The sequence below is a fragment of the Pseudomonas sp. CLCA07 genome, from assembly GCF_053615335.1.
In genome coordinates, this window is sequence record NZ_CM132131.1 from 4,009,539 (window position 1) to 4,028,145 (window position 18,607).

Genomic DNA, 18,607 nt, shown 5'->3' on the forward strand with positions numbered 1-18,607 from the left:
GGAGCACTTATGAGTAAAAAATACTTTGGCACCGACGGTATTCGTGGCCGGGTCGGTGAATACCCGATCACTCCTGATTTCATGCTCAAGCTCGGTTGGGCTGCTGGTATGGCGTTCCGCAAGATGGGCGCCTGCAAGGTGTTGGTAGGCAAAGACACCCGAATCTCTGGTTATATGTTCGAGTCGGCACTCGAGGCCGGTCTGACGTCGGCAGGCGCTGACGTGATGCTGCTGGGCCCGATGCCTACACCGGCGATCGCCTACCTGACGCGCACCTTTCATGCCGAAGCCGGTATCGTGATCAGTGCCTCGCACAATCCTCACGATGACAACGGCATCAAGTTCTTCTCCGGAAAGGGCACCAAGCTTCCGGATGAGGTCGAATTGATGATTGAAGAGTTGCTCGATACGCCGATGACCGTGGTTGAGTCGAGCAAGATCGGTAAAGTGTCACGTATCAACGACGCCTCTGGCCGTTATATCGAATTCTGCAAAAGCAGCGTCCCGACCAGTACCAGCTTCGCGGGCCTGAAGATCGTCATCGACTGCGCTCACGGCGCGACCTACAAGGTTGCCCCGAGTGTGTTTCGTGAGTTGGGGGCTGAAGTCGTTGTGCTGTCCGCTCAGCCTAACGGACTGAACATCAATGACAATTGCGGTTCGACCCATATGGGTCAATTGCAGGCTGCCGTATTGGCCGAACACGCCGATCTGGGTATCGCATTCGATGGTGACGGTGATCGCGTCCTGATGGTCGATCATACGGGTGCCATTGTTGACGGTGACGAGCTGCTCTACATCATCGCCCGCGATCTGCATGAGCGAGACATGCTGCAAGGTGGCGTGGTCGGTACGCTGATGAGTAACCTGGGTCTGGAGCTGGCGCTGGCTGATCTGTCGATTCCATTTGTGCGCGCCAACGTTGGCGACCGGTATGTCATCGCTGACTTGCTTGAGCGCAACTGGTTGGTGGGTGGTGAGAACTCGGGGCATATCGTCTGCTTTAACCACACTACTACTGGTGATGCGATCATCGCGGCATTGCAGGTTCTGATGGCGCTGAAAAGGCGTTCCGAAGGTCTGGCACAAGCTCGTCAGGCGCTTCGTAAGTGCCCGCAGGTGCTGATCAATGTCCGATTTGGCGGTGGCGCGAATCCGCTCGAGCACCCTTCGGTCAAGGAGGCCAGCGATCGCGTCACCAAGGCTATGGCGGGTCGTGGTCGTGTGCTCTTGCGCAAGTCCGGGACAGAGCCATTGGTGCGTGTCATGGTCGAAGGCGAAGACGAAACGCAGGTTCGTGGTTACGCAGAAGAGCTGGCAAAACTGGTTACTGAAGTTTCTGCCTGAATTCGGCTTGCCAGCCTTGATTGTGTTGGGTAACATCTGCGCCCACTTTGACCGACGAGGTACAGCATGCGTCGCCCTATGGTAGCTGGTAACTGGAAGATGCACGGTACCCGCGCCAGCGTCGCTGAGCTGATCAACGGCCTTCGTGACTTGGCCTTGCCGAGCGGTGTTGATGTAGCGGTATTCCCGCCTTGCTTGCATATCAATCAAGTGATTGATGGCTTGGAAGGAAAGTCGATTTCGGTCGGCGCGCAGAACTCTGCGGTGGAATCCGGGCAAGGCGCATTGACCGGTGAGGTCGCGCCGAGTCAGTTGGTGGATGCAGGCTGTTCCCTGGTGCTTGTCGGGCACTCTGAGCGCCGCCAGATAATGGGCGAGCGAGACGAGATGCTGATTCGCAAGTTTGCCGCGGCGCAGGCATGTGGCTTGATTCCGGTGTTGTGTGTAGGGGAAACCCTTGAGCAGCGCGAAGCCGGGAAAACTCTTGAGGTTGTCGGGCGTCAGCTGGGCAGTATCATAGAGGAGTTGGGTGTCGGTGCTTTTGCAAATGCAGTAATTGCTTACGAGCCGGTCTGGGCCATTGGTACCGGGCTGACTGCTTCGCCGCAACAGGTGCAGGATGTGCATGCAGCCATTCGCGCTCAGTTGGCGGCAGAGAATTCTGAAGTCGCACAAGGTGTGCGGCTTCTATACGGCGGCAGCGTGAAGGCGGCCAATGCGGTCGAACTGTTCGGCATGCCGGATATCGATGGGGGGCTCATTGGTGGAGCTTCCCTGAATGCAGATGAGTTCGGTGCGATCTGTCGCGCCGCGGGAAACTGAAAAAATGCTGGAAACAGTCGTAGTCGTTTTTCATCTGCTGGGTGCATTGGGCGTAGTTGCTCTGGTATTGCTGCAGCAGGGTAAAGGTGCGGATGCTGGCGCGTCTTTCGGGGCAGGTGCTTCAAATACTGTGTTCGGAAGCCAAGGTTCCTCTACCTTTCTTAGTAAGTTTACTGCTATACTTGCCGCAGGTTTCTTCATAACCAGCTTAGGGTTAGGTTACTTTGCTAAAGAGAAAGCTCACCAGCTGACTCAAGTAGGTCTCCCAAATCCAGCGGTGTTGGAAGTTCCAAAGCAGCAACCGGCTTCTGATGATGTCCCGGTGCTTCAAGAGCAAAAGTCGGCTAATCCAGCGACTGACGTACCTCCAGCTCAAGAGCAAAAGTAAGAAGGGTTTCAAACGTAGTATTGCCGAGGTGGTGGAATTGGTAGACACGCAACCTTGAGGTGGTTGTGCCCATAGGGTGTAGGGGTTCGAGTCCCCTTCTCGGTACCAATTATCAGGAGAGCCCGCTGTTGCGGGCTTTCTTGTAGGTGGAAGGTTACATTGACCCTGTCAGGGATCGGTCGTATACTTCCGCCCCAGCTTTGTCGCGGGGTGGAGCAGTCTGGTAGCTCGTCGGGCTCATAACCCGAAGGTCGTCGGTTCAAATCCGGCCCCCGCAACCAGTTTAAGGAGCCCCTTTTAAGGGGCTTTTTGTTAGCTGGACACTTTCTACGCCGCTGTTCGACGGCGTTTCAAGGATGGGCGTTTCGCCCATTTTTTTATTTTGCATAGCATGCACATACATGCACGAGGGGGTTCAGGTGTCGAGCAAGCTAGAAGAGTTGCAGGCCTTGTTGGCCCCGGTGGTCGTGGCCCTGGGCTATGAATGCTGGGGTATTGAGTTTTCGGCTCAGGGTCGTCACTCGATGTTGCGCGTTTATATCGATAAAGAGGGCGGCGTGCTGGTGGACGATTGTGCCATTGTCAGCCGTCAGATCAGCGGTGTCCTGGATGTTGAAGATCCGATCGCCGTTGAATATACCCTTGAGGTTTCCTCGCCTGGCATGGAACGCCCGCTGTTCACTATTGAGCAGTTTGCAAAATTTGCCGGTGAACAAGTGAAGATCAAGCTGCGCTCGCCTTTTGAAGGACGACGCAACTTTCAGGGCCTTCTGCGTGGTGTAGAAGAGCAGGACGTTGTGGTGCAGGTAGAAGACCATGAGTTCCTGTTGCCGATCGATATGATCGACAAGGCCAACATTATTCCCAGTTTTGACTGAGACGCGGATCCCGCGGATCCAATGGCTTGCGAAAGGCGAGGCGTACGATGAGCAAAGAAGTACTGCTGGTTGTTGAGTCGGTATCCAATGAAAAGGGCGTACCGGCAAACGTAATTTTTGAAGCGCTGGAGCTGGCTCTGGCCACTGCTACCAAAAAGCGTTTCGAGGACGAAGTCGATCTGCGTGTGGAAATCAATCGCCACACCGGTGCTTACGAGACATTCCGTCGCTGGACGGTCGTCGAAGAAGCAGACTTGGACGATCCGGCCATTGAAACGTGGCCGAGCAAGGTTGCCGAAACGCATCCTGGTTCCAAGGTTGGTGATGTAGTCGAAGAAAAAATTGAATCCATCGAGTTCGGCCGTATCGCTGCACAGACTGCCAAGCAAGTTATCGTGCAAAAAGTTCGTGAAGCCGAGCGCGCCCAAGTCGTTGACGCCTATCGCGAGCGCCTGGGGGAAATCATCTCCGGCACCGTGAAGAAAGTGACCCGCGACAACGTGATCGTCGATCTGGGCAACAACGCTGAAGCGTTGCTGGCTCGTGAAGACATCATTTCTCGCGAAACCTTCCGTGTCGGCGTGCGCCTGCGTGCGCTGCTCAAGGAAATCCGCACCGAGAACCGCGGCCCGCAGTTGATCCTGTCGCGTACCGCGCCGGAAATGCTGATCGAGTTGTTCCGCATCGAAGTACCGGAAATCGCTGAAGGCCTGATCGAAGTAATGGCTGCGTCCCGTGACCCGGGTTCGCGCGCCAAGATCGCGGTCCGTTCCAAGGACAAACGCATTGACCCGCAGGGCGCTTGCATCGGTATGCGCGGTTCGCGCGTCCAGGCAGTGTCGGGTGAGTTGGGCGGTGAGCGTGTGGACATCGTCCTGTGGGACGACAACCCGGCTCAGTTCGTGATCAATGCAATGTCGCCGGCTGAAGTGGCGGCAATTATCGTTGACGAAGATGCCCATGCAATGGACATCGCCGTTGGCGCAGACAATCTGGCTCAGGCCATTGGTCGCGGTGGTCAGAACGTGCGTCTGGCTAGCCAATTGACTGGCTGGACCCTGAACGTGATGACCGAATCGGACATCCAGGCTAAGCAGCAAGCAGAAACCGGCGACATCCTGCGCAACTTCATCGACGAGCTGGAAGTCGACGAAGACTTGGCACAGGTGCTGGTAGATGAAGGCTTCACCAGCCTGGAAGAGATTGCCTACGTACCGTTGGAAGAAATGCTCAACATCGACGGCTTTGACGAAGAAACCGTCAACGAGCTTCGCGCTCGTGCCAAGGATCGTTTGTTGACCAAAGCCATCGCTACTGAGGAAAAGCTGGCAGACGCCCATCCGGCCGAAGACCTGCTCTCGCTTGAGGGTATGGACAAGGATTTGGCGATGGAACTGGCGGTGCGCGGCGTAATTACCCGCGAAGACCTGGCCGAGCAGTCTATTGACGACCTGCTCGACATCGACGGCATTGACGATGATCGTGCCGGCAAGTTGATCATGGCCGCCCGAGCCCACTGGTTCGAGTAATTAGGCGCGGCCTGAGGAGAGAAGTGCATGACGCAAGTCACGGTGAAACAACTGGCCGATGAGGTCAAAACACCGGTAGAGCGCCTGTTGCAGCAGATGCGTGAGGCAGGTCTGCCGCACACCGCCGCCGAAGAAAATGTGACTGACAGTGAGAAGCAATCTTTGCTGACTCATTTGAAAAGCAGCCACAAGGCGAAAGTGGAAGAACCACGCAAGATCACGCTGCAGCGTAAAACCACCAGCACCCTGCGTGTTGCTGGCAGCAAAAGCATCAGTGTTGAAGTCCGTAAAAAGAAAGTTTTCGTACAGCGCAGCCCGGAAGAAATCGAAGCCGAGCGCAAACGCGAACTGGATGAACGTCGCGCAGTAGAAAATGCTGCTCGTCAGAAGGCTGAAGAAGAAGCCAAGCGTCGCGCCGAAGAAGAAGCGCGTCGCCAGCCTGCTGCTGCGCAATCTGGTACTTCCAACGCTGTTGCAGCGCCTGCTGCAGTTGCCGAACCTGTGCGTGAAAGCGCGCCGGTTGTCGCCGCTGCTCCAGCCCCGTCTGCCGACGTTCGTAACAAGCAGAACGAACAGCGCCGTCCGGACAAACCACGTGCCGACGATAACAATCGTCGCAGCGGCGGTGGCGATGGCGAGCGCAAAAACGCTCCGCATCGTGCTTCGGTCAAAGAGAAAGCGCCTGCTCCACGTGTTGCGCCACGTACTACCGACGAAGAAAGCGATGGCTTCCGTCGTGGTGGTCGCGGCAAGGCCAAGCTGAAGAAACGCAACGCCCACGGTTTCCAGAGCCCAACCGGCCCTGTCGTGCGTGATGTGCAGATTGGCGAGACCATCACTGTTGGCGATCTCGCCAATCAGATGTCGGTCAAGGCTGCTGAAATCATCAAGTTCATGTTCAAACTGGGTACTCCAGCGACCATCAACCAGGTGCTTGATCAGGAAACTGCTCAGCTGGTAGCCGAAGAACTGGGCCACAAAGTGACCCTGGTCAGCGACACCGCTCTGGAAGATTCCCTGGCCGAGTCCCTGAAGTTTGAAGGTGAGACGTTCTCCCGTGCACCGGTTGTGACCGTAATGGGCCACGTTGACCACGGTAAAACCTCGCTGCTCGACTACATCCGTCGTGCCAAGGTAGCTGCTGGCGAAGCCGGCGGTATCACCCAACACATCGGTGCGTACCACGTTGAAACTGATCGCGGCATGGTCACTTTCCTCGACACCCCGGGTCACGCCGCGTTTACCGCAATGCGTGCCCGTGGTGCCAAGGCGACCGATATCGTGATCCTGGTGGTTGCAGCGGACGACGGCGTGATGCCGCAGACCATTGAAGCCGTTCAGCACGCCAAGGCTGCCGGTGTTCCACTGGTTGTTGCAGTGAACAAAATCGACAAGCCGGGCGCTGATCTCGATCGCATCCGTAGCGAACTGTCGGTTCACGGCGTGACCTCGGAAGAGTGGGGCGGCGACACCCCGTTCGTATCGGTTTCGGCGAAAGTCGGTACTGGTGTGGACGAGTTGCTCGAAGCTGTTCTGCTGCAAGCTGAAGTTCTCGAACTGAAAGCGACTCCATCGGCTCCAGGCCGTGGCGTCGTGGTTGAATCGCGCCTCGACAAAGGTCGTGGCCCGGTAGCTACCGTTCTGGTTCAAGACGGTACCCTGCGCCAAGGCGACATGGTCCTGGTCGGTTCGAATTATGGCCGGGTACGTGCCATGCTCGACGAGAACGGCAAGCCGATCAAAGAAGCCGGTCCTTCCATCCCTGTCGAGATCCTCGGCCTGGACGGTACCCCGGACGCTGGCGATGAGATGAGCGTGCTGTCGGACGAGAAGAAAGCCCGTGAAGTGGCTCTGTTCCGTCAAGGCAAGTTCCGCGAAGTCAAGCTGGCCCGTGCTCACGCCGGCAAGCTGGAAAACATCTTCGAAAACATGGGCCAGGCAGAGAAGAAGACGCTCAACATCGTCCTCAAATCCGACGTCCGTGGTTCGCTGGAAGCGTTGAACGGTGCCTTGAACGGCCTGGGTAACGACGAAGTGCAAGTGCGTGTTGTCGGTGGCGGTGTCGGTGGTATCACCGAATCCGACGCCAACCTGGCACTGGCCTCCAACGCTGTACTGTTCGGCTTCAACGTGCGTGCCGATGCTGGCGCTCGCAAGATCGTCGAGCAGGAAGGTCTGGATATGCGTTACTACAACGTGATCTACGACATCATCGAAGACGTCAAGAAAGCCCTCACCGGTATGCTGGGCAGCGATGTTCGCGAGAACATCCTGGGTACCGCTGAAGTGCGTGACGTGTTCCGTTCGCCGAAGTTTGGCGCGATCGCCGGTTGCATGGTTATCGAAGGTGTTGTTCACCGTAACCGTCCAATCCGTGTACTGCGTGAAGACATCGTTATCTTCGAAGGCGAGCTGGAATCCCTGCGCCGCTTCAAGGATGACGCTTCCGAAGTACGTGCCGGCATGGAATGCGGTATCGGCGTGAAGAGCTACAACGACGTCAAAGCTGGCGACAAGATCGAAGTCTACGAGAAGGTTCAGGTTGCTCGCAGCCTCTAACTCGCGCACTTCAAGGGCCACGGCGAGCCGCCGCATGCAAGTGCGCGGCACGGCGTCAGGACTCTAAACGCAACGCCCGGTCTGGCTTTTGTCAGGCCGGGCGTTTGCCGCTTTCAGACCCCTCGGGTTTCACCGTGGGGCAGTAACAGGTAACAAGACATGGCAAAAGAATACAGCCGTACCCAACGTATCGGCGATCAGATGCAGCGTGAGCTGGCACAGCTGATCCGTCGTGAAGTCAAAGACCCGCGCGTCGGCCTGGTCACCATTACCGCTGTTGAAGTCAGCCGTGACGTCGGTCACGCCAAGATCTTCATCACCGTGATGGGGCAGGACAACGCCGAAGACATCGCACAAAGCATCAAGGTGCTCAACTCCGCCGCTGGTTTCCTGCGTATGCAGTTGGCTCGCGAAATGAAGTTGCGTAGCGTTCCTCAGCTGCACTTCCACTACGACGAAAGCGTCGTGCGTGGTGCGCACCTGTCGGCCCTGATCGAGCGTGCGGTAGCTGAAGACAATCAGCACCCGGTAGCCGCTGAACCCGAAGACGCCAAGGAGTAATCGGTGGCTCAGGTCAAACGTATCCGTCGTAACGTCAGCGGCATCATCCTGCTCGACAAGCCGCTGGGGTTCACCTCCAACGCCGCGTTGCAGAAGGTTCGCTGGTTGTTGAACGCCGAGAAGGCCGGGCACACCGGCAGTCTTGATCCGCTGGCCACCGGGGTGTTGCCGTTGTGCTTCGGTGAGGCCACCAAGTTCTCGCAGTACCTGCTCGATTCCGACAAGGCTTATGAAACCCTGGCGCAACTGGGCAAAACCACCACCACGGCCGATGCCGAGGGTGAAGTTTTGCTGGAGCGCCCGGTGACCGTTGGTCGCGCCGATGTCGAAGCTGTTTTACCCGGTTTTCGTGGGCAAATCAGTCAGATACCGCCGATGTACTCGGCACTGAAACGTGATGGTCAGCCGCTGTACAAGCTGGCCCGTGCAGGCGAAGTAGTGGAGCGCGAACCGCGTTCTGTTACTATTGCGCGCTTGGAATTGCTGGCCTTTGAAGGTGATACTGCGCGGCTTGCGGTGGATTGCAGCAAAGGCACCTATATCCGCACCCTGGTGGAGGATATCGGTGAGAAACTCGGTTGTGGCGCTTACGTTGCTGAATTGCGACGTACCCAAGCCGGGCCTTTCACGCTGGCGCAGACAGTCACGCTTGAAGAGTTGGAAGCGGTACATGCCGAAGGCGGCAATGAAGCGGTTGATCGCTTCCTGATGCCATCGGACAGCGGCCTGCTGGATTGGCCACTGTTGCAGTTCTCGGAGCACAGCTCGTTCTACTGGCTTAACGGCCAACCGGTACGAGCCCCGGATGCACCGAAGTTCGGCATGGTACGGGTACAGGATCACAACGGTCGCTTCATCGGTATCGGTGAAGTGAGCGAAGACGGGCGCATCGCGCCACGTCGACTGATTCGGTCAGAATGACCGGACGAGGGTGGCTGTTAACAGGCACGGTCACTACTCATTTTTAGATACAGGGATTTGTCCCTGGCCTGTTGAAGCTGTTTCTTTGAAACAGTTTCCTGATAAAAGGATTGCCTCATGGCTCTCGACGTTCAAGAAAAAGCTCAAATCGTAGCTGACTACCAGCAAGCTGTTGGTGACACTGGTTCGCCAGAAGTGCAAGTTGCACTGCTGACCCACAACATCAACAAGCTGCAAGGTCACTTCAAGGCCAACGGTAAAGATCACCACTCCCGTCGTGGTCTGATCCGTATGGTAAACCAGCGCCGTAAGCTGCTGGACTACCTGAAAGGCAAGGATCTGGGTCGTTATCAGACTCTGATCGGTCGCCTGGGTCTGCGTCGCTAATAAGCGATTGCGCTAGAGGTTGGTTGTCTGTCGCGCGTCAGTGGGTTTCCCGCTGGCGCATGGCAGGCTCCCAGCCTCAAGTTTTATCTGGATATACGTTTTACCCTGGACAGGCGTTGGGCCGATTCCCGACATTGCCCAAGAATTTCGCAAGAAGACAAGTTCCCCAAGAGCCACAAAAGAAGGTAGGACACCGTGAACCCGGTAATCAAAAAATTCCAGTTCGGTCAGTCGACCGTTACCCTCGAGACTGGCCGCATCGCCCGTCAGGCCTCCGGCGCAGTATTGGTCACCGTTGACGACGACGTCAGCGTATTGGTGACTGTCGTTGGTGCCAAGCAAGCCGATCCAGGCAAGGGCTTCTTCCCTCTGTCCGTTCACTACCAGGAAAAGACTTACGCTGCCGGTAAGATCCCTGGCGGTTTCTTCAAGCGCGAAGGCCGTCCTTCCGAGAAAGAAACCCTGACTTCCCGACTGATCGACCGTCCGATCCGTCCGCTGTTCCCAGAAGGCTTCATGAACGAAGTGCAGGTTGTCTGCACCGTCGTTTCCACCAGCAAGAAGACCGATCCGGACATCGCTGCGATGATCGGTACTTCGGCTGCCCTGGCCATCTCCGGCATTCCTTTCGATGGCCCGATCGGCGCTGCCCGCGTTGCGTTCCACGAAAGCACCGGTTACCTGCTGAACCCGACTTACGAACAACAGAAAGCTTCGAGCCTGGACATGGTCGTTGCCGGTACTTCGGAAGCCGTGTTGATGGTTGAATCGGAAGCCAAAGAGCTGACCGAAGACCAGATGCTGGGCGCGGTACTGTTTGCTCACGACGAGTTCCAGGTGGTGATCAACGCTGTTAAAGAACTGGCCGCTGAAGCTGCCAAGCCGACCTGGACCTGGGCTCCACAGCCTGAAGCCACCGCACTGCTGGGCGCTATCCGTGCCGAGTTCGGCGACGCGATCTCCCAGGCTTACACCATCACCATCAAGGCCGACCGTTACGCTCGTCTGGGCGAACTGAAAGACCAGGTGGTTGCCAAACTGTCCGGTGAAGAAGGCCAGCCTTCTTCCAGCGAAGTCAAAGCTGCTTTCGGCGAAATCGAATACCGCACCGTTCGCGAAAACATCGTAAACGGCAAGCCACGTATCGACGGTCGCGACACCACGACCGTACGTCCGTTGAACATCGAAGTCGGTGTTCTGCCAAAGACCCACGGTTCGGCTCTGTTCACCCGTGGCGAAACCCAGGCTCTGGTAGTCGCGACTCTGGGTACTGCCCGTGACGCACAGCTGCTGGACACCCTGGAAGGCGAGAAAAAAGACCCGTTCATGCTGCACTACAACTTCCCTCCGTTCTCGGTAGGTGAGTGTGGTCGCATGGGTGGCGCTGGTCGTCGCGAAATCGGTCACGGCCGTCTGGCCCGTCGTTCGATTGCAGCCATGCTGCCTGCCGCTGACGTGTTCCCGTACACCATTCGTGTTGTGTCGGAAATCACCGAGTCCAACGGTTCGAGCTCCATGGCTTCGGTCTGCGGTGCTTCCCTGGCCCTGATGGATGCCGGCGTTCCGATGAAGGCACCGGTTGCCGGCATCGCCATGGGTCTGGTTAAAGAAGGCGAGAAATTCGCCATCCTGACCGACATCCTGGGTGACGAAGACCACCTGGGCGACATGGACTTCAAGGTAGCCGGTACCGCCAAAGGTGTTACCGCGCTGCAGATGGACATCAAGATCAAAGGCATCACCGAAGAAATCATGGAAATCGCTCTGGGCCAAGCCCTGGAAGCGCGCCTGAACATCCTCGGTCAGATGAACCAGATCATTGGCCAGTCGCGTACCGAACTGTCGGAAAACGCTCCGACCATGATCGCGATGAAAATCGACACCGACAAAATCCGTGACGTTATCGGTAAAGGTGGCGCGACCATTCGTGCGATCTGTGAAGAGACCAAGGCTTCGATCGACATCGAAGACGACGGCTCGATCAAGATCTTCGGCGAAACCAAGGAAGCGGCTGAAGCGGCACGTCAGCGCGTTCTGGGTATCACCGCTGAAGCTGAAATCGGCAAGATCTACGTTGGTAAGGTTGAACGCATCGTCGACTTCGGCGCATTCGTCAACATCCTGCCAGGCAAGGACGGTCTGGTTCACATCTCGATGCTGAGCGACGCTCGCGTAGAGAAAGTGACCGACATCCTGAAAGAAGGCCAGGAAGTGGAAGTACTGGTACTGGACGTGGACAACCGCGGCCGTATCAAGCTGTCCATCAAAGACGTAGCAGCAGCCAAGGCTTCGGGCGTTTAATCACTCCCCACGCCTGACCGCTTCAACGTTATAAAAAATGCCCCGCAGTGAAAGCTGCGGGGCATTTTTTTGTCTGTTGAACAGGGCGTGAAGTTGCCGGCCTTGAAACCCGGTGCTAGGTTTAGCCCACTGCCCGTGTAGCTCAGTCGGTAGAGCAGCGCACTCGTAACGCGAAGGTCGCAGGTTCGATTCCTGTCTCGGGCACCATTCCTCTGTTGTTTCACCTTTGCGCTCAAAGCCCTTCCAGCGTTTTTTGTCGAATTGATGTAAAAGTCCATATAAATCGTCAACCAAACGTCCTATATTCGGTGCTTGTACACGTACCATTTTGCAGTTTTCAGATGATCCCCGAATGGTTCTGAAGGCCAGACAAACCGGGCTTCAACCGGTTTTTTGCGTCAGAGAGATCCTTGATGATCCAGATCCATCTTCCATTCCCCAGATCAGCGAGAACGACATGACCGTTAAAGAATTGACCCAAGAAGCCAGACACGAAGAAGCGCTCAAGAAGTACTTGCTGGAATCGCCTCAGCTTGCCGAAGAGATCAAGGACCTGCCGGCCGACGATCAGAAAGACCAGATTCAATGGGCGTTCGAGGACGAGGCGGAGTCTCAGGGCTTGCAGCCGTGGGAATTGACGCTCAAGTACACCTCGACCCCGGAAGAGTACGAGGCTGCGCGCCTAGTGCTGCACAAGGAAGCGGCGGAGGTACTGGGTGTCGAGTGGGAAGAGTATTGCGAGATGAACAATCTGGTGGTCTGACCCAAACACCTTCGGAGCCGCCTTTGTAGGAGCCTGGCTTGCCGGCGATAGCGTCCTTGAGATCGCTATCGCCGGCAAGCCGGGCTCCTACAGGTTTGCGATGCGGGTCAGAGGCTCAAACGCATCGACAAATCGACAGCCTTCACGTCCTTGGTCATCGCGCCAATCGAAATGTAATCCACCCCGGTTTCAGCGATCGGCAGCAGCGTACTTTCATTGATCCCGCCGCTGGCTTCCAGTTTGGCTTTGCCTGCGTTCAGGCGCACGGCTTCACGCATGTCATCCAGGCTCAATTCATCGAGCATGATGATGTCAGCACCCGCCGCCAGAGCTTCTTTGAGCTCGCTCAGGCTTTCCACTTCGATCTCCACCGGTTTGCCCGGGGCAATCTTGTGCGCGGCGTTGATGGCTTCAGGGATGCCACCGCTGGCGGCAATATGGTTTTCCTTGATCAGGAAGGCGTCATACAGACCGATGCGATGGTTGTGGCAGCCGCCGCAGGTGACGGCGTACTTTTGTGCCAGACGCAGGCCGGGCAGGGTTTTTCGGGTGTCGAGCAACTTTACTTGGGTGTTGGCGACAAAATCCGCCAGATACTGCGCACGCGTGGCCACGCCCGACAGCAGTTGCAGGAAGTTCAGTGCACTGCGTTCGCCAGTGAGCAGCGAGCGCGCCGGGCCTTCGAGGTGGAACAGCACCTGATTGGGTTTTACCCGTTCGCCGTCACACACCTGCCAATGCACTGCGACTCGTGGGTCCAGTTGCAGGAAAACCGCATCAACCCACGCAGTGCCGGCAATGACGGCAGCATCACGAGTGATGATGGTGGCTTTTGCCAGGCGTTCGGCCGGGATCAGCTGCGCGGTGATGTCGCCGCTGCCGATGTCTTCGCGCAACGCACGGCGTACGTTGGCTTCGATTTCGGCGGTCAAGTCGGCGAGACGTAGATTCGGCATAACGGACTCCACAAACAAAGTGGCTCGATTATAGGGCCATGGCACGAGCCAACCCAAGGTCTCATAGACTTTCCATTTGCGGCAATGATCGCATCCGGAGGGGCTATCGCGGCATACTGGGTGCCAACACAGTCGTCGTTGAAGGAACCTGTATGCAGTTGGACCCCGCGAGTGGTTGGTGTCAGGACGTGCGTTTATGCCCCTCACCCAACTTCAATGCGCGCCCCTCGGGCGAAATTTCTCTGCTGGTGATCCACAACATCAGCTTACCGCCAGCGCAGTTCGCCACTGGCAAAGTGCAGGAATTCTTCCAGAATCGTCTGGATGTCACGGAGCATCCTTATTTTGAAGGCATTGCTCACTTGCGGGTGTCAGCCCACTTTTTGATTGAGCGTGACGGCACTGTCACTCAGTTTGTCTCTTGTAGTGAGCGTGCCTGGCACGCCGGTGTTTCGAGTTTCGAGGGCCGGGAAACCTGTAACGATTTTTCGGTGGGCATCGAGCTTGAAGGCACGGATGATCTGCCATTCACCGATGCTCAGTATCTCGCGCTGACGGCGTTGACCCGACAGCTGCAAAACGCCTACACCGGCATCACTGCGCAGCGCATTTGCGGGCACAGCGACATCGCGCCGGGGCGCAAGACCGATCCAGGACCGGCATTCGACTGGGTACGCTATCGAGCGGCCCTGGCAAAAGAGGAAGGACAATGAGTTTTCTGGTGTTGCTGTTGGCGGTTTGGATCGAGAAATTCTCGGCGCTGCGCCATCGGGTCCAGCGTGATGGCGGTTGGGTGCACGAGTTGAACAAGCTTGAGGTCGCGCCACGTCTGATCGACCGGCCATGGCTGATCCTGGTCATTATGGTGTTGTTGCCGGTCGCGCTATTGGGGTTGCTGCTGGTGGTGCTGGACCCCGTGGTCTACGGTTTGCTCGCGTTACCGGTGCATTTGCTGGTGGTGATTTACAGCCTGGGCCGCGGCGATCTGTTGGCCGGCCTGGGGCCATTTCGCGATGCCTGGCGCCGGGAAGACCTGCAAGCCGCTACGCATGTGGCCACTCGTGACCTGGATATTTGCGCCGAAAGCGCCGAGCAATTGCTGGAGCGGGTCGAGGCGCACCTGCTGTGGGAGGCTTACCAAAGTTTCTTTGCGGTCATTTTCTGGTACTTCTTGCTGGGGCCGGTTGCTGCCCTGAGTTATCGCTTGCTGGCATTGGCCGAGGAGCATGGGCAGAACCCGGCCGTGGTCGAGCGCGCGGCACAATTGCGTCACGCTTTTGATTGGGTGCCCGTGCGGTTGCTGGCGATGAGTTTTGCACTGATCGGCAACTTTGTGGCGGTCAGCCGGGTGATGTTGCATGAGTTACTGAACTGGAACATCAGCGCCGCTCAGTTGATCGAGAAAGTCGGGTTGGTGGCCGGTGAAATTCCGGCACCGGTCGTCGGACCGGATGGCATCAACAGTCTGGACCGGATCTGGGAGTTGCTGCTGCGCGCGGCGGTGCTCTGGTACGCCGGTTTTGCGCTGTGGACGGTGCTCCCGTAACTCAATTCTACGGCGAGCGCAGTTGTGGCGAGGGGGCTTGTCGGAACGCCGCATCGCCCCGTCCGGCTGCGAAGCAGTCGTAAATCCTGAACACACGTTTAAACTGATTAATCGCTCAGGGCGGCTTCACCACCCAACGGGGGCGAGCCCCCTCGCCACACCCCGTTAACCTTAAGTTACAAAACATCCTGCCGATTTAAGATATACAGGGATAGCGCTGAATAGTGGCTATCTGCCGCCGATCTGCGCCTGCCAAATAAAAATAAGAACTCAAAGGGAGACTTCCAGTGAAGAGCTTGCTCTATCCCGCCGTCGCGCTGATGAACCGCCTGAGCTTCGGCATGAAGTTCAGCCTGATCAGCGTACTGTTCCTTGTGCCCATGCTGGTCACCAACTTTTATCTGGTGCGCGACTCCTATCGTGAATTTCAGGGCACGCAAGCCGAGCTGCAGAGCCTCGACCTGCTGTTCAGCGGCCTGACCCTTCGGCGAGACCTGGAAACCCTGAACAATCTGGTACAGATCAACGTCACGCTCGGCCAGTCCGGTAAGGCCGGCAATGTCGAGTCGAAGATCGGCGCGCTGGAGCAAAGCATCCTCGCGCGCCTGCAAGGGCTGACGGCGATGACCACTGATCCGGAGCAGATCACGGCATTCGACGGCAAACGCGATGAAATGATCGCCGCGTTCAAAGCCCAGCAAGCGGAAACCTCCCTGCAAAGCAAAAGTGGCATGATCGGAAAACTGCTCGGCAACGCGCAAATTTTCAGCCAGATTATCGCCACTCAGGCCGGCCTCAGTCGCGACAGCCAAAGTGACATGCGTCAACTGAGTGAACTGATCACCAACGTCACTCCGCGTGTGACCCAACTTTTGGGCGAAGGCCGGGCGATGGGTTCCTTTTCGCTGGGGCAAGGCTTTATCAACTCTGCGTCGAGCACTCGATTTGATGAGCTGTTGGCGCAGATCGAAAAGCTTCAGGGCGAATACGGCTTGAGGTTGCAGGACACCTTGGGCTCCAGCAAGGCGGCGCGCGAAACCCTGGCTGCGCAAGCTGATAGCAGCAAGGCCTCGCTGAAAAAAGCCAGTGAGCTGTTCGAAGAAAAAGTGGTGATGGCGGACACACTCGATACACCCTGGCAGAGCTTTTACGATCAGGTCACCGGCCTGATGGACCAAACTTACCAACTCAACGAAGCCACACTGAAGTTCCTCGGCACCCAGTTGCAGCAGCGACTGGAGCAAAACCGCACCCACATGGTCTTGCAGGCCGTGGCGCTGTCGGTGGTGTTTGTGCTGATTTTCTACCTTTACGGCGGCTTCTATGCTTCAACCCGCACCACCCTCAAGCGGCTTGGCGAAATGATGGACACGGTCGCTGCCGGCGACATGACGGTGACCTTCCGCGCTGAAAGCCGCGATGAGCTTGGCGAGTTGGGCGAGGTGTTCAACGGCACCGTGAAGAAAATCCATGACCTGATCGAGCGCGTCGGGAAGACCGTGAATGAGGTCGAGCGTCAGGCCGGGCAGGTTCAAAGTGTTTCTACCCAGAGCAACCAGGCGGTGGCCGGGCAGCGTACGCAGATCGAGCAGGTCGCCACGGCCATGAACCAGATGTCGGCCACCTCCCTTGAGGTGGCGCGCAGTGCGGCTGCTGCGGTCAGCAGCGCCCACAGCGTCAACGACGAGACCATCAACGGTCGCGGGTTGGTGGCGTCCCAGCAGGGCAGCATCGCGCAATTGGCCAGTGAGATCGATCAGTCGGTGCTGGTGATCAATCAACTGGCCAGCGACAGCCAGTCCATCAGCCGCGTGCTGGAAGTGATCAAAAGCATCGCTGAACAGACCAATCTTTTGGCCCTTAACGCGGCCATTGAAGCTGCGCGAGCCGGAGAGCAGGGGCGTGGTTTTGCGGTGGTGGCCGATGAGGTCCGGACGCTGGCCAAACGCACCCAGCAATCGACCGAAGAAATCGAACAGATGATCAGCAAGCTCCACAGCGGAGTCGGTGCGGCGGTGAAAGCCATGGGCATCAGCCATCAGGTGGCTGACGGCACGGTCGGACAGTCGGAAAAGGTCCAGCAGGCGCTGGAAAACATCCTCGGCGCCGTTGGCATGATCGTTGACCAGAACCAGCAAATCGCTGCTGCTGTCGAGCAGCAGACCGCCGTCGCCCACGATATCGATCAGAACATTGTCGAGATCAACCGTGCCGGTGAGCGCACCGCAGAGGGGGCGCACCAGACCGAGGATGCCAGCCGTGCGTTGTCGGCTCAGGTGGTGGAACTCAAGCACCTGATCAGCGCGTTTCGGGTGTAAAGAACCCATGTGGGAGTCGGCTCGCTCCTACAGGTTTCGCACACGATTTGTAGTACTTTTCTTTTTTCGGGCAGATAATGGCCTGTTGTCCTCAGTGCTCTGATTTTTCGTCTTCAATGAAGGAGGATCATTCACTCAGGCTTGCCATGAGGAGGCACGGTTATGTCTGTCGCAACCATCGGAATCCAGGGGCAATGCGCCCATTGCGGATGTACCTGTGTGCTCGAAGCCTGGCAACTCAACGCCATTGCAATCAACGAGTCGTTCGCCTGTACTCACTGCCATAAAGCCTTGCAGTTGATCGACCCGAAACAGATCAAGCGCTTCAAGTCTCTCGACTCAATTGCCATGCTCCGGGCGAGCACCCTGGTGATGGTGTGCACCGCGGTCCTGGTGGCGTTGGTCATGGAATGGATCGGAATGCTCAGCGTGGTCGAACAGCTGAATTTTTCGCTGATTGCGATTCTGGTCTACTTCCTCGTCAATCAGTTCGCCCGGGACCGGCATCATCTCACGCTGATTCTGGAAGCCGCCAAGGCCCACGCCGACTGATTACCAGTTGAACAGCTCGCAAGCATTAGCCGTGCTGGCGGCGGCCAATTGCTCAGGGTTGATCGCCATTATCTGCGCCAGTGCCGCGCAGATCGCCGGCAGGTGCGCCGGGCTGTTGCGTTGACCGGGAAACATGGCCGGCGCCATATCCGGTGAGTCGGTTTCCAGCACCACGGACTCCAACGGCAAATCAGCGAGCACACGGTGCATCCGTAGCGCCTGTGGCCAGGTCGCGGCGCCGCCCAGACCCAGTTTGAAACCCAGCTTGATGTACTCGCGAGCTTCTTCCTTGCTGCCCGCAAAGGCGTGGATGATCCCTGCTCGTTTCAATCGAAAGCGTTTCAGCGTGGCAATCACCGCCGCATGGCTGCGCCGCACATGAATCAGCGCCGGCAGATTGAAGTCCACCGCCAGCTGCAGTTGCGCATCGAACAGCGCCTGCTGGCGCTCTCGGTCGAGGGTTTCGATGAAGTAATCCAGACCGATCTCGCCCACTGCGCACAGCTGCCGATGGCCGGCCAGACGCGTCAGCCAGTCACCGAGTTCCTGTAGATCTTCAGGTCGATGGTCCTCCAGATACACCGGGTGCAAACCGAATGCAGCATGCAAGTCGGGATCACTTTGCACCAGCTCCCAGACTCGCTGCCAATTTGCCTGATAAACCCCCAACACCACCATCCGCTGCACGCCCAGGGCGCGGCTTTCGGCCAGCAGTGCCTGACGGTCCTCGTCGAAATCCGGAAAATCCAGATGAGTGTGGCTGTCGATCAGCTCCACGG

The 18,607-nt window shown here is 57.4% G+C and carries 17 protein-coding genes and 3 tRNA genes; 18 read left to right on the forward strand and 2 right to left on the reverse strand.

The window, feature by feature from the left end; all coding sequences use genetic code 11:
- The first annotated feature begins 9 nt into the window (after positions 1-9).
- The 14 genes from glmM (at position 10) to ACWGZX_RS18445 (ending at position 12,456) form a co-directional block, all read left to right on the forward strand.
- Positions 10-1,347: a phosphoglucosamine mutase gene (gene glmM / locus ACWGZX_RS18380; RefSeq protein ID WP_452624900.1), complete on the forward strand. Its 1,338-nt coding sequence runs from the start codon at positions 10-12 to the stop codon at positions 1,345-1,347.
- A gap of 66 nt (positions 1,348-1,413) precedes the next feature.
- Entirely contained in the window at positions 1,414-2,169 is a 756-nt protein-coding gene (tpiA, locus tag ACWGZX_RS18385; RefSeq protein WP_452624901.1) for a triose-phosphate isomerase, read from the forward strand.
- A gap of 4 nt (positions 2,170-2,173) precedes the next feature.
- On the forward strand, positions 2,174-2,557 hold the full coding sequence (secG, locus tag ACWGZX_RS18390; protein WP_109787598.1) for a preprotein translocase subunit SecG: 384 nt from the start codon (positions 2,174-2,176) through the stop codon (positions 2,555-2,557).
- 22 nt (positions 2,558-2,579) lie between these two features.
- Positions 2,580-2,665, forward strand: a tRNA-Leu gene (locus ACWGZX_RS18395).
- A gap of 96 nt (positions 2,666-2,761) precedes the next feature.
- Positions 2,762-2,838, forward strand: a tRNA-Met gene (locus ACWGZX_RS18400).
- A gap of 138 nt (positions 2,839-2,976) precedes the next feature.
- Positions 2,977-3,435 carry a ribosome maturation factor RimP gene (gene rimP / locus ACWGZX_RS18405; protein WP_010463487.1) on the forward strand — a complete coding sequence of 153 codons (459 nt, stop codon included), beginning with the start codon at positions 2,977-2,979 and terminating at the stop codon, positions 3,433-3,435.
- A 47-nt stretch (positions 3,436-3,482) separates the two neighbouring features.
- The gene (gene nusA, locus ACWGZX_RS18410; protein ID WP_007942874.1) at positions 3,483-4,964 is read left to right on the forward strand and encodes a transcription termination factor NusA; all 1,482 of its coding nucleotides are present in this window, start codon (positions 3,483-3,485) and stop codon (positions 4,962-4,964) included.
- A 27-nt stretch (positions 4,965-4,991) separates the two neighbouring features.
- Positions 4,992-7,523: a translation initiation factor IF-2 gene (infB, locus tag ACWGZX_RS18415; protein WP_452624902.1), complete on the forward strand. Its 2,532-nt coding sequence runs from the start codon at positions 4,992-4,994 to the stop codon at positions 7,521-7,523.
- Positions 7,524-7,682: 159 nt separating this feature from the next.
- On the forward strand, positions 7,683-8,084 hold the full coding sequence (gene rbfA, locus ACWGZX_RS18420) for a 30S ribosome-binding factor RbfA (RefSeq protein WP_007942872.1): 402 nt from the start codon (positions 7,683-7,685) through the stop codon (positions 8,082-8,084).
- Between the two features lie 3 nt (positions 8,085-8,087).
- A complete protein-coding gene (gene truB, locus ACWGZX_RS18425; protein ID WP_452624903.1) occupies positions 8,088-9,005 on the forward strand; it encodes a tRNA pseudouridine(55) synthase TruB in 918 nt (305 codons plus the stop codon).
- Between the two features lie 117 nt (positions 9,006-9,122).
- Positions 9,123-9,392, forward strand: a complete 270-nt coding sequence (gene rpsO / locus ACWGZX_RS18430; protein WP_003177875.1) for a 30S ribosomal protein S15 — start codon at positions 9,123-9,125, stop codon at positions 9,390-9,392.
- Positions 9,393-9,587: 195 nt separating this feature from the next.
- A complete protein-coding gene (gene pnp, locus ACWGZX_RS18435) occupies positions 9,588-11,693 on the forward strand; it encodes a polyribonucleotide nucleotidyltransferase (protein WP_452624904.1) in 2,106 nt (701 codons plus the stop codon).
- A gap of 131 nt (positions 11,694-11,824) precedes the next feature.
- Positions 11,825-11,900 (forward strand) — tRNA-Thr (locus tag ACWGZX_RS18440).
- 250 nt (positions 11,901-12,150) lie between these two features.
- A complete protein-coding gene (locus ACWGZX_RS18445) occupies positions 12,151-12,456 on the forward strand; it encodes a DUF6388 family protein (protein ID WP_452624905.1) in 306 nt (101 codons plus the stop codon).
- 107 nt (positions 12,457-12,563) lie between these two features.
- On the opposite strand, the gene nadC is transcribed toward ACWGZX_RS18445, so the two are convergent.
- A complete protein-coding gene (nadC, locus tag ACWGZX_RS18450) occupies positions 12,564-13,412 on the reverse strand; it encodes a carboxylating nicotinate-nucleotide diphosphorylase (protein ID WP_452624906.1) in 849 nt (282 codons plus the stop codon).
- A 152-nt stretch (positions 13,413-13,564) separates the two neighbouring features.
- On the opposite strand from nadC, the gene ampD reads away from it, so the two are divergent.
- From ampD to ACWGZX_RS18470, 4 genes are all read left to right on the forward strand, one after another.
- Entirely contained in the window at positions 13,565-14,125 is a 561-nt protein-coding gene (gene ampD, locus ACWGZX_RS18455) for a 1,6-anhydro-N-acetylmuramyl-L-alanine amidase AmpD (protein WP_452624907.1), read from the forward strand.
- Entirely contained in the window at positions 14,122-14,958 is an 837-nt protein-coding gene (gene ampE, locus ACWGZX_RS18460; protein WP_452624908.1) for a regulatory signaling modulator protein AmpE, read from the forward strand. The genes ampD and ampE overlap by 4 nt, the downstream gene beginning before the upstream one ends.
- A gap of 1,613 nt (positions 14,959-16,571) precedes the next feature.
- Complete coding sequence (locus ACWGZX_RS18465; protein ID WP_411741848.1) at positions 16,572-17,276, forward strand: methyl-accepting chemotaxis protein; 705 nt, start codon at positions 16,572-16,574, stop codon at positions 17,274-17,276.
- A gap of 162 nt (positions 17,277-17,438) precedes the next feature.
- Complete coding sequence (locus ACWGZX_RS18470) at positions 17,439-17,828, forward strand: hypothetical protein (protein ID WP_452624909.1); 390 nt, start codon at positions 17,439-17,441, stop codon at positions 17,826-17,828.
- Here the strand turns inward: ACWGZX_RS18470 and ACWGZX_RS18475 are convergent, their stop codons facing one another.
- On the reverse strand, positions 17,829-18,605 hold the full coding sequence (locus ACWGZX_RS18475; protein WP_452624910.1) for a TatD family hydrolase: 777 nt from the start codon (positions 18,603-18,605) through the stop codon (positions 17,829-17,831).
- Between the last annotated feature and the right edge of the window lie 2 nt (positions 18,606-18,607).

What these genes read in the sequence shown, in the direction of transcription:
- glmM (WP_452624900.1), top strand. Translation starts at nt 10, where the DNA reads ATGAGTAAAAAATACTTTGGCACCGACGGTATTCGTGGCCGGGTCGGT.
- tpiA (WP_452624901.1), top strand. Translation starts at nt 1,414, where the DNA reads ATGCGTCGCCCTATGGTAGCTGGTAACTGGAAGATGCACGGTACCCGC.
- secG (WP_109787598.1), top strand. Translation starts at nt 2,174, where the DNA reads ATGCTGGAAACAGTCGTAGTCGTTTTTCATCTGCTGGGTGCATTGGGC.
- nusA (WP_007942874.1), top strand. Translation starts at nt 3,483, where the DNA reads ATGAGCAAAGAAGTACTGCTGGTTGTTGAGTCGGTATCCAATGAAAAG.
- infB (WP_452624902.1), top strand. Translation starts at nt 4,992, where the DNA reads ATGACGCAAGTCACGGTGAAACAACTGGCCGATGAGGTCAAAACACCG.
- rbfA (WP_007942872.1), top strand. Translation starts at nt 7,683, where the DNA reads ATGGCAAAAGAATACAGCCGTACCCAACGTATCGGCGATCAGATGCAG.
- rpsO (WP_003177875.1), top strand. Translation starts at nt 9,123, where the DNA reads ATGGCTCTCGACGTTCAAGAAAAAGCTCAAATCGTAGCTGACTACCAG.
- ACWGZX_RS18445 (WP_452624905.1), top strand. Translation starts at nt 12,151, where the DNA reads ATGACCGTTAAAGAATTGACCCAAGAAGCCAGACACGAAGAAGCGCTC.
- nadC (WP_452624906.1), bottom strand. Translation starts at nt 13,412, where the DNA reads ATGCCGAATCTACGTCTCGCCGACTTGACCGCCGAAATCGAAGCCAAC.
- ampD (WP_452624907.1), top strand. Translation starts at nt 13,565, where the DNA reads ATGCAGTTGGACCCCGCGAGTGGTTGGTGTCAGGACGTGCGTTTATGC.
- ampE (WP_452624908.1), top strand. Translation starts at nt 14,122, where the DNA reads ATGAGTTTTCTGGTGTTGCTGTTGGCGGTTTGGATCGAGAAATTCTCG.
- ACWGZX_RS18465 (WP_411741848.1), top strand. Translation starts at nt 16,572, where the DNA reads ATGTCGGCCACCTCCCTTGAGGTGGCGCGCAGTGCGGCTGCTGCGGTC.
- ACWGZX_RS18470 (WP_452624909.1), top strand. Translation starts at nt 17,439, where the DNA reads ATGTCTGTCGCAACCATCGGAATCCAGGGGCAATGCGCCCATTGCGGA.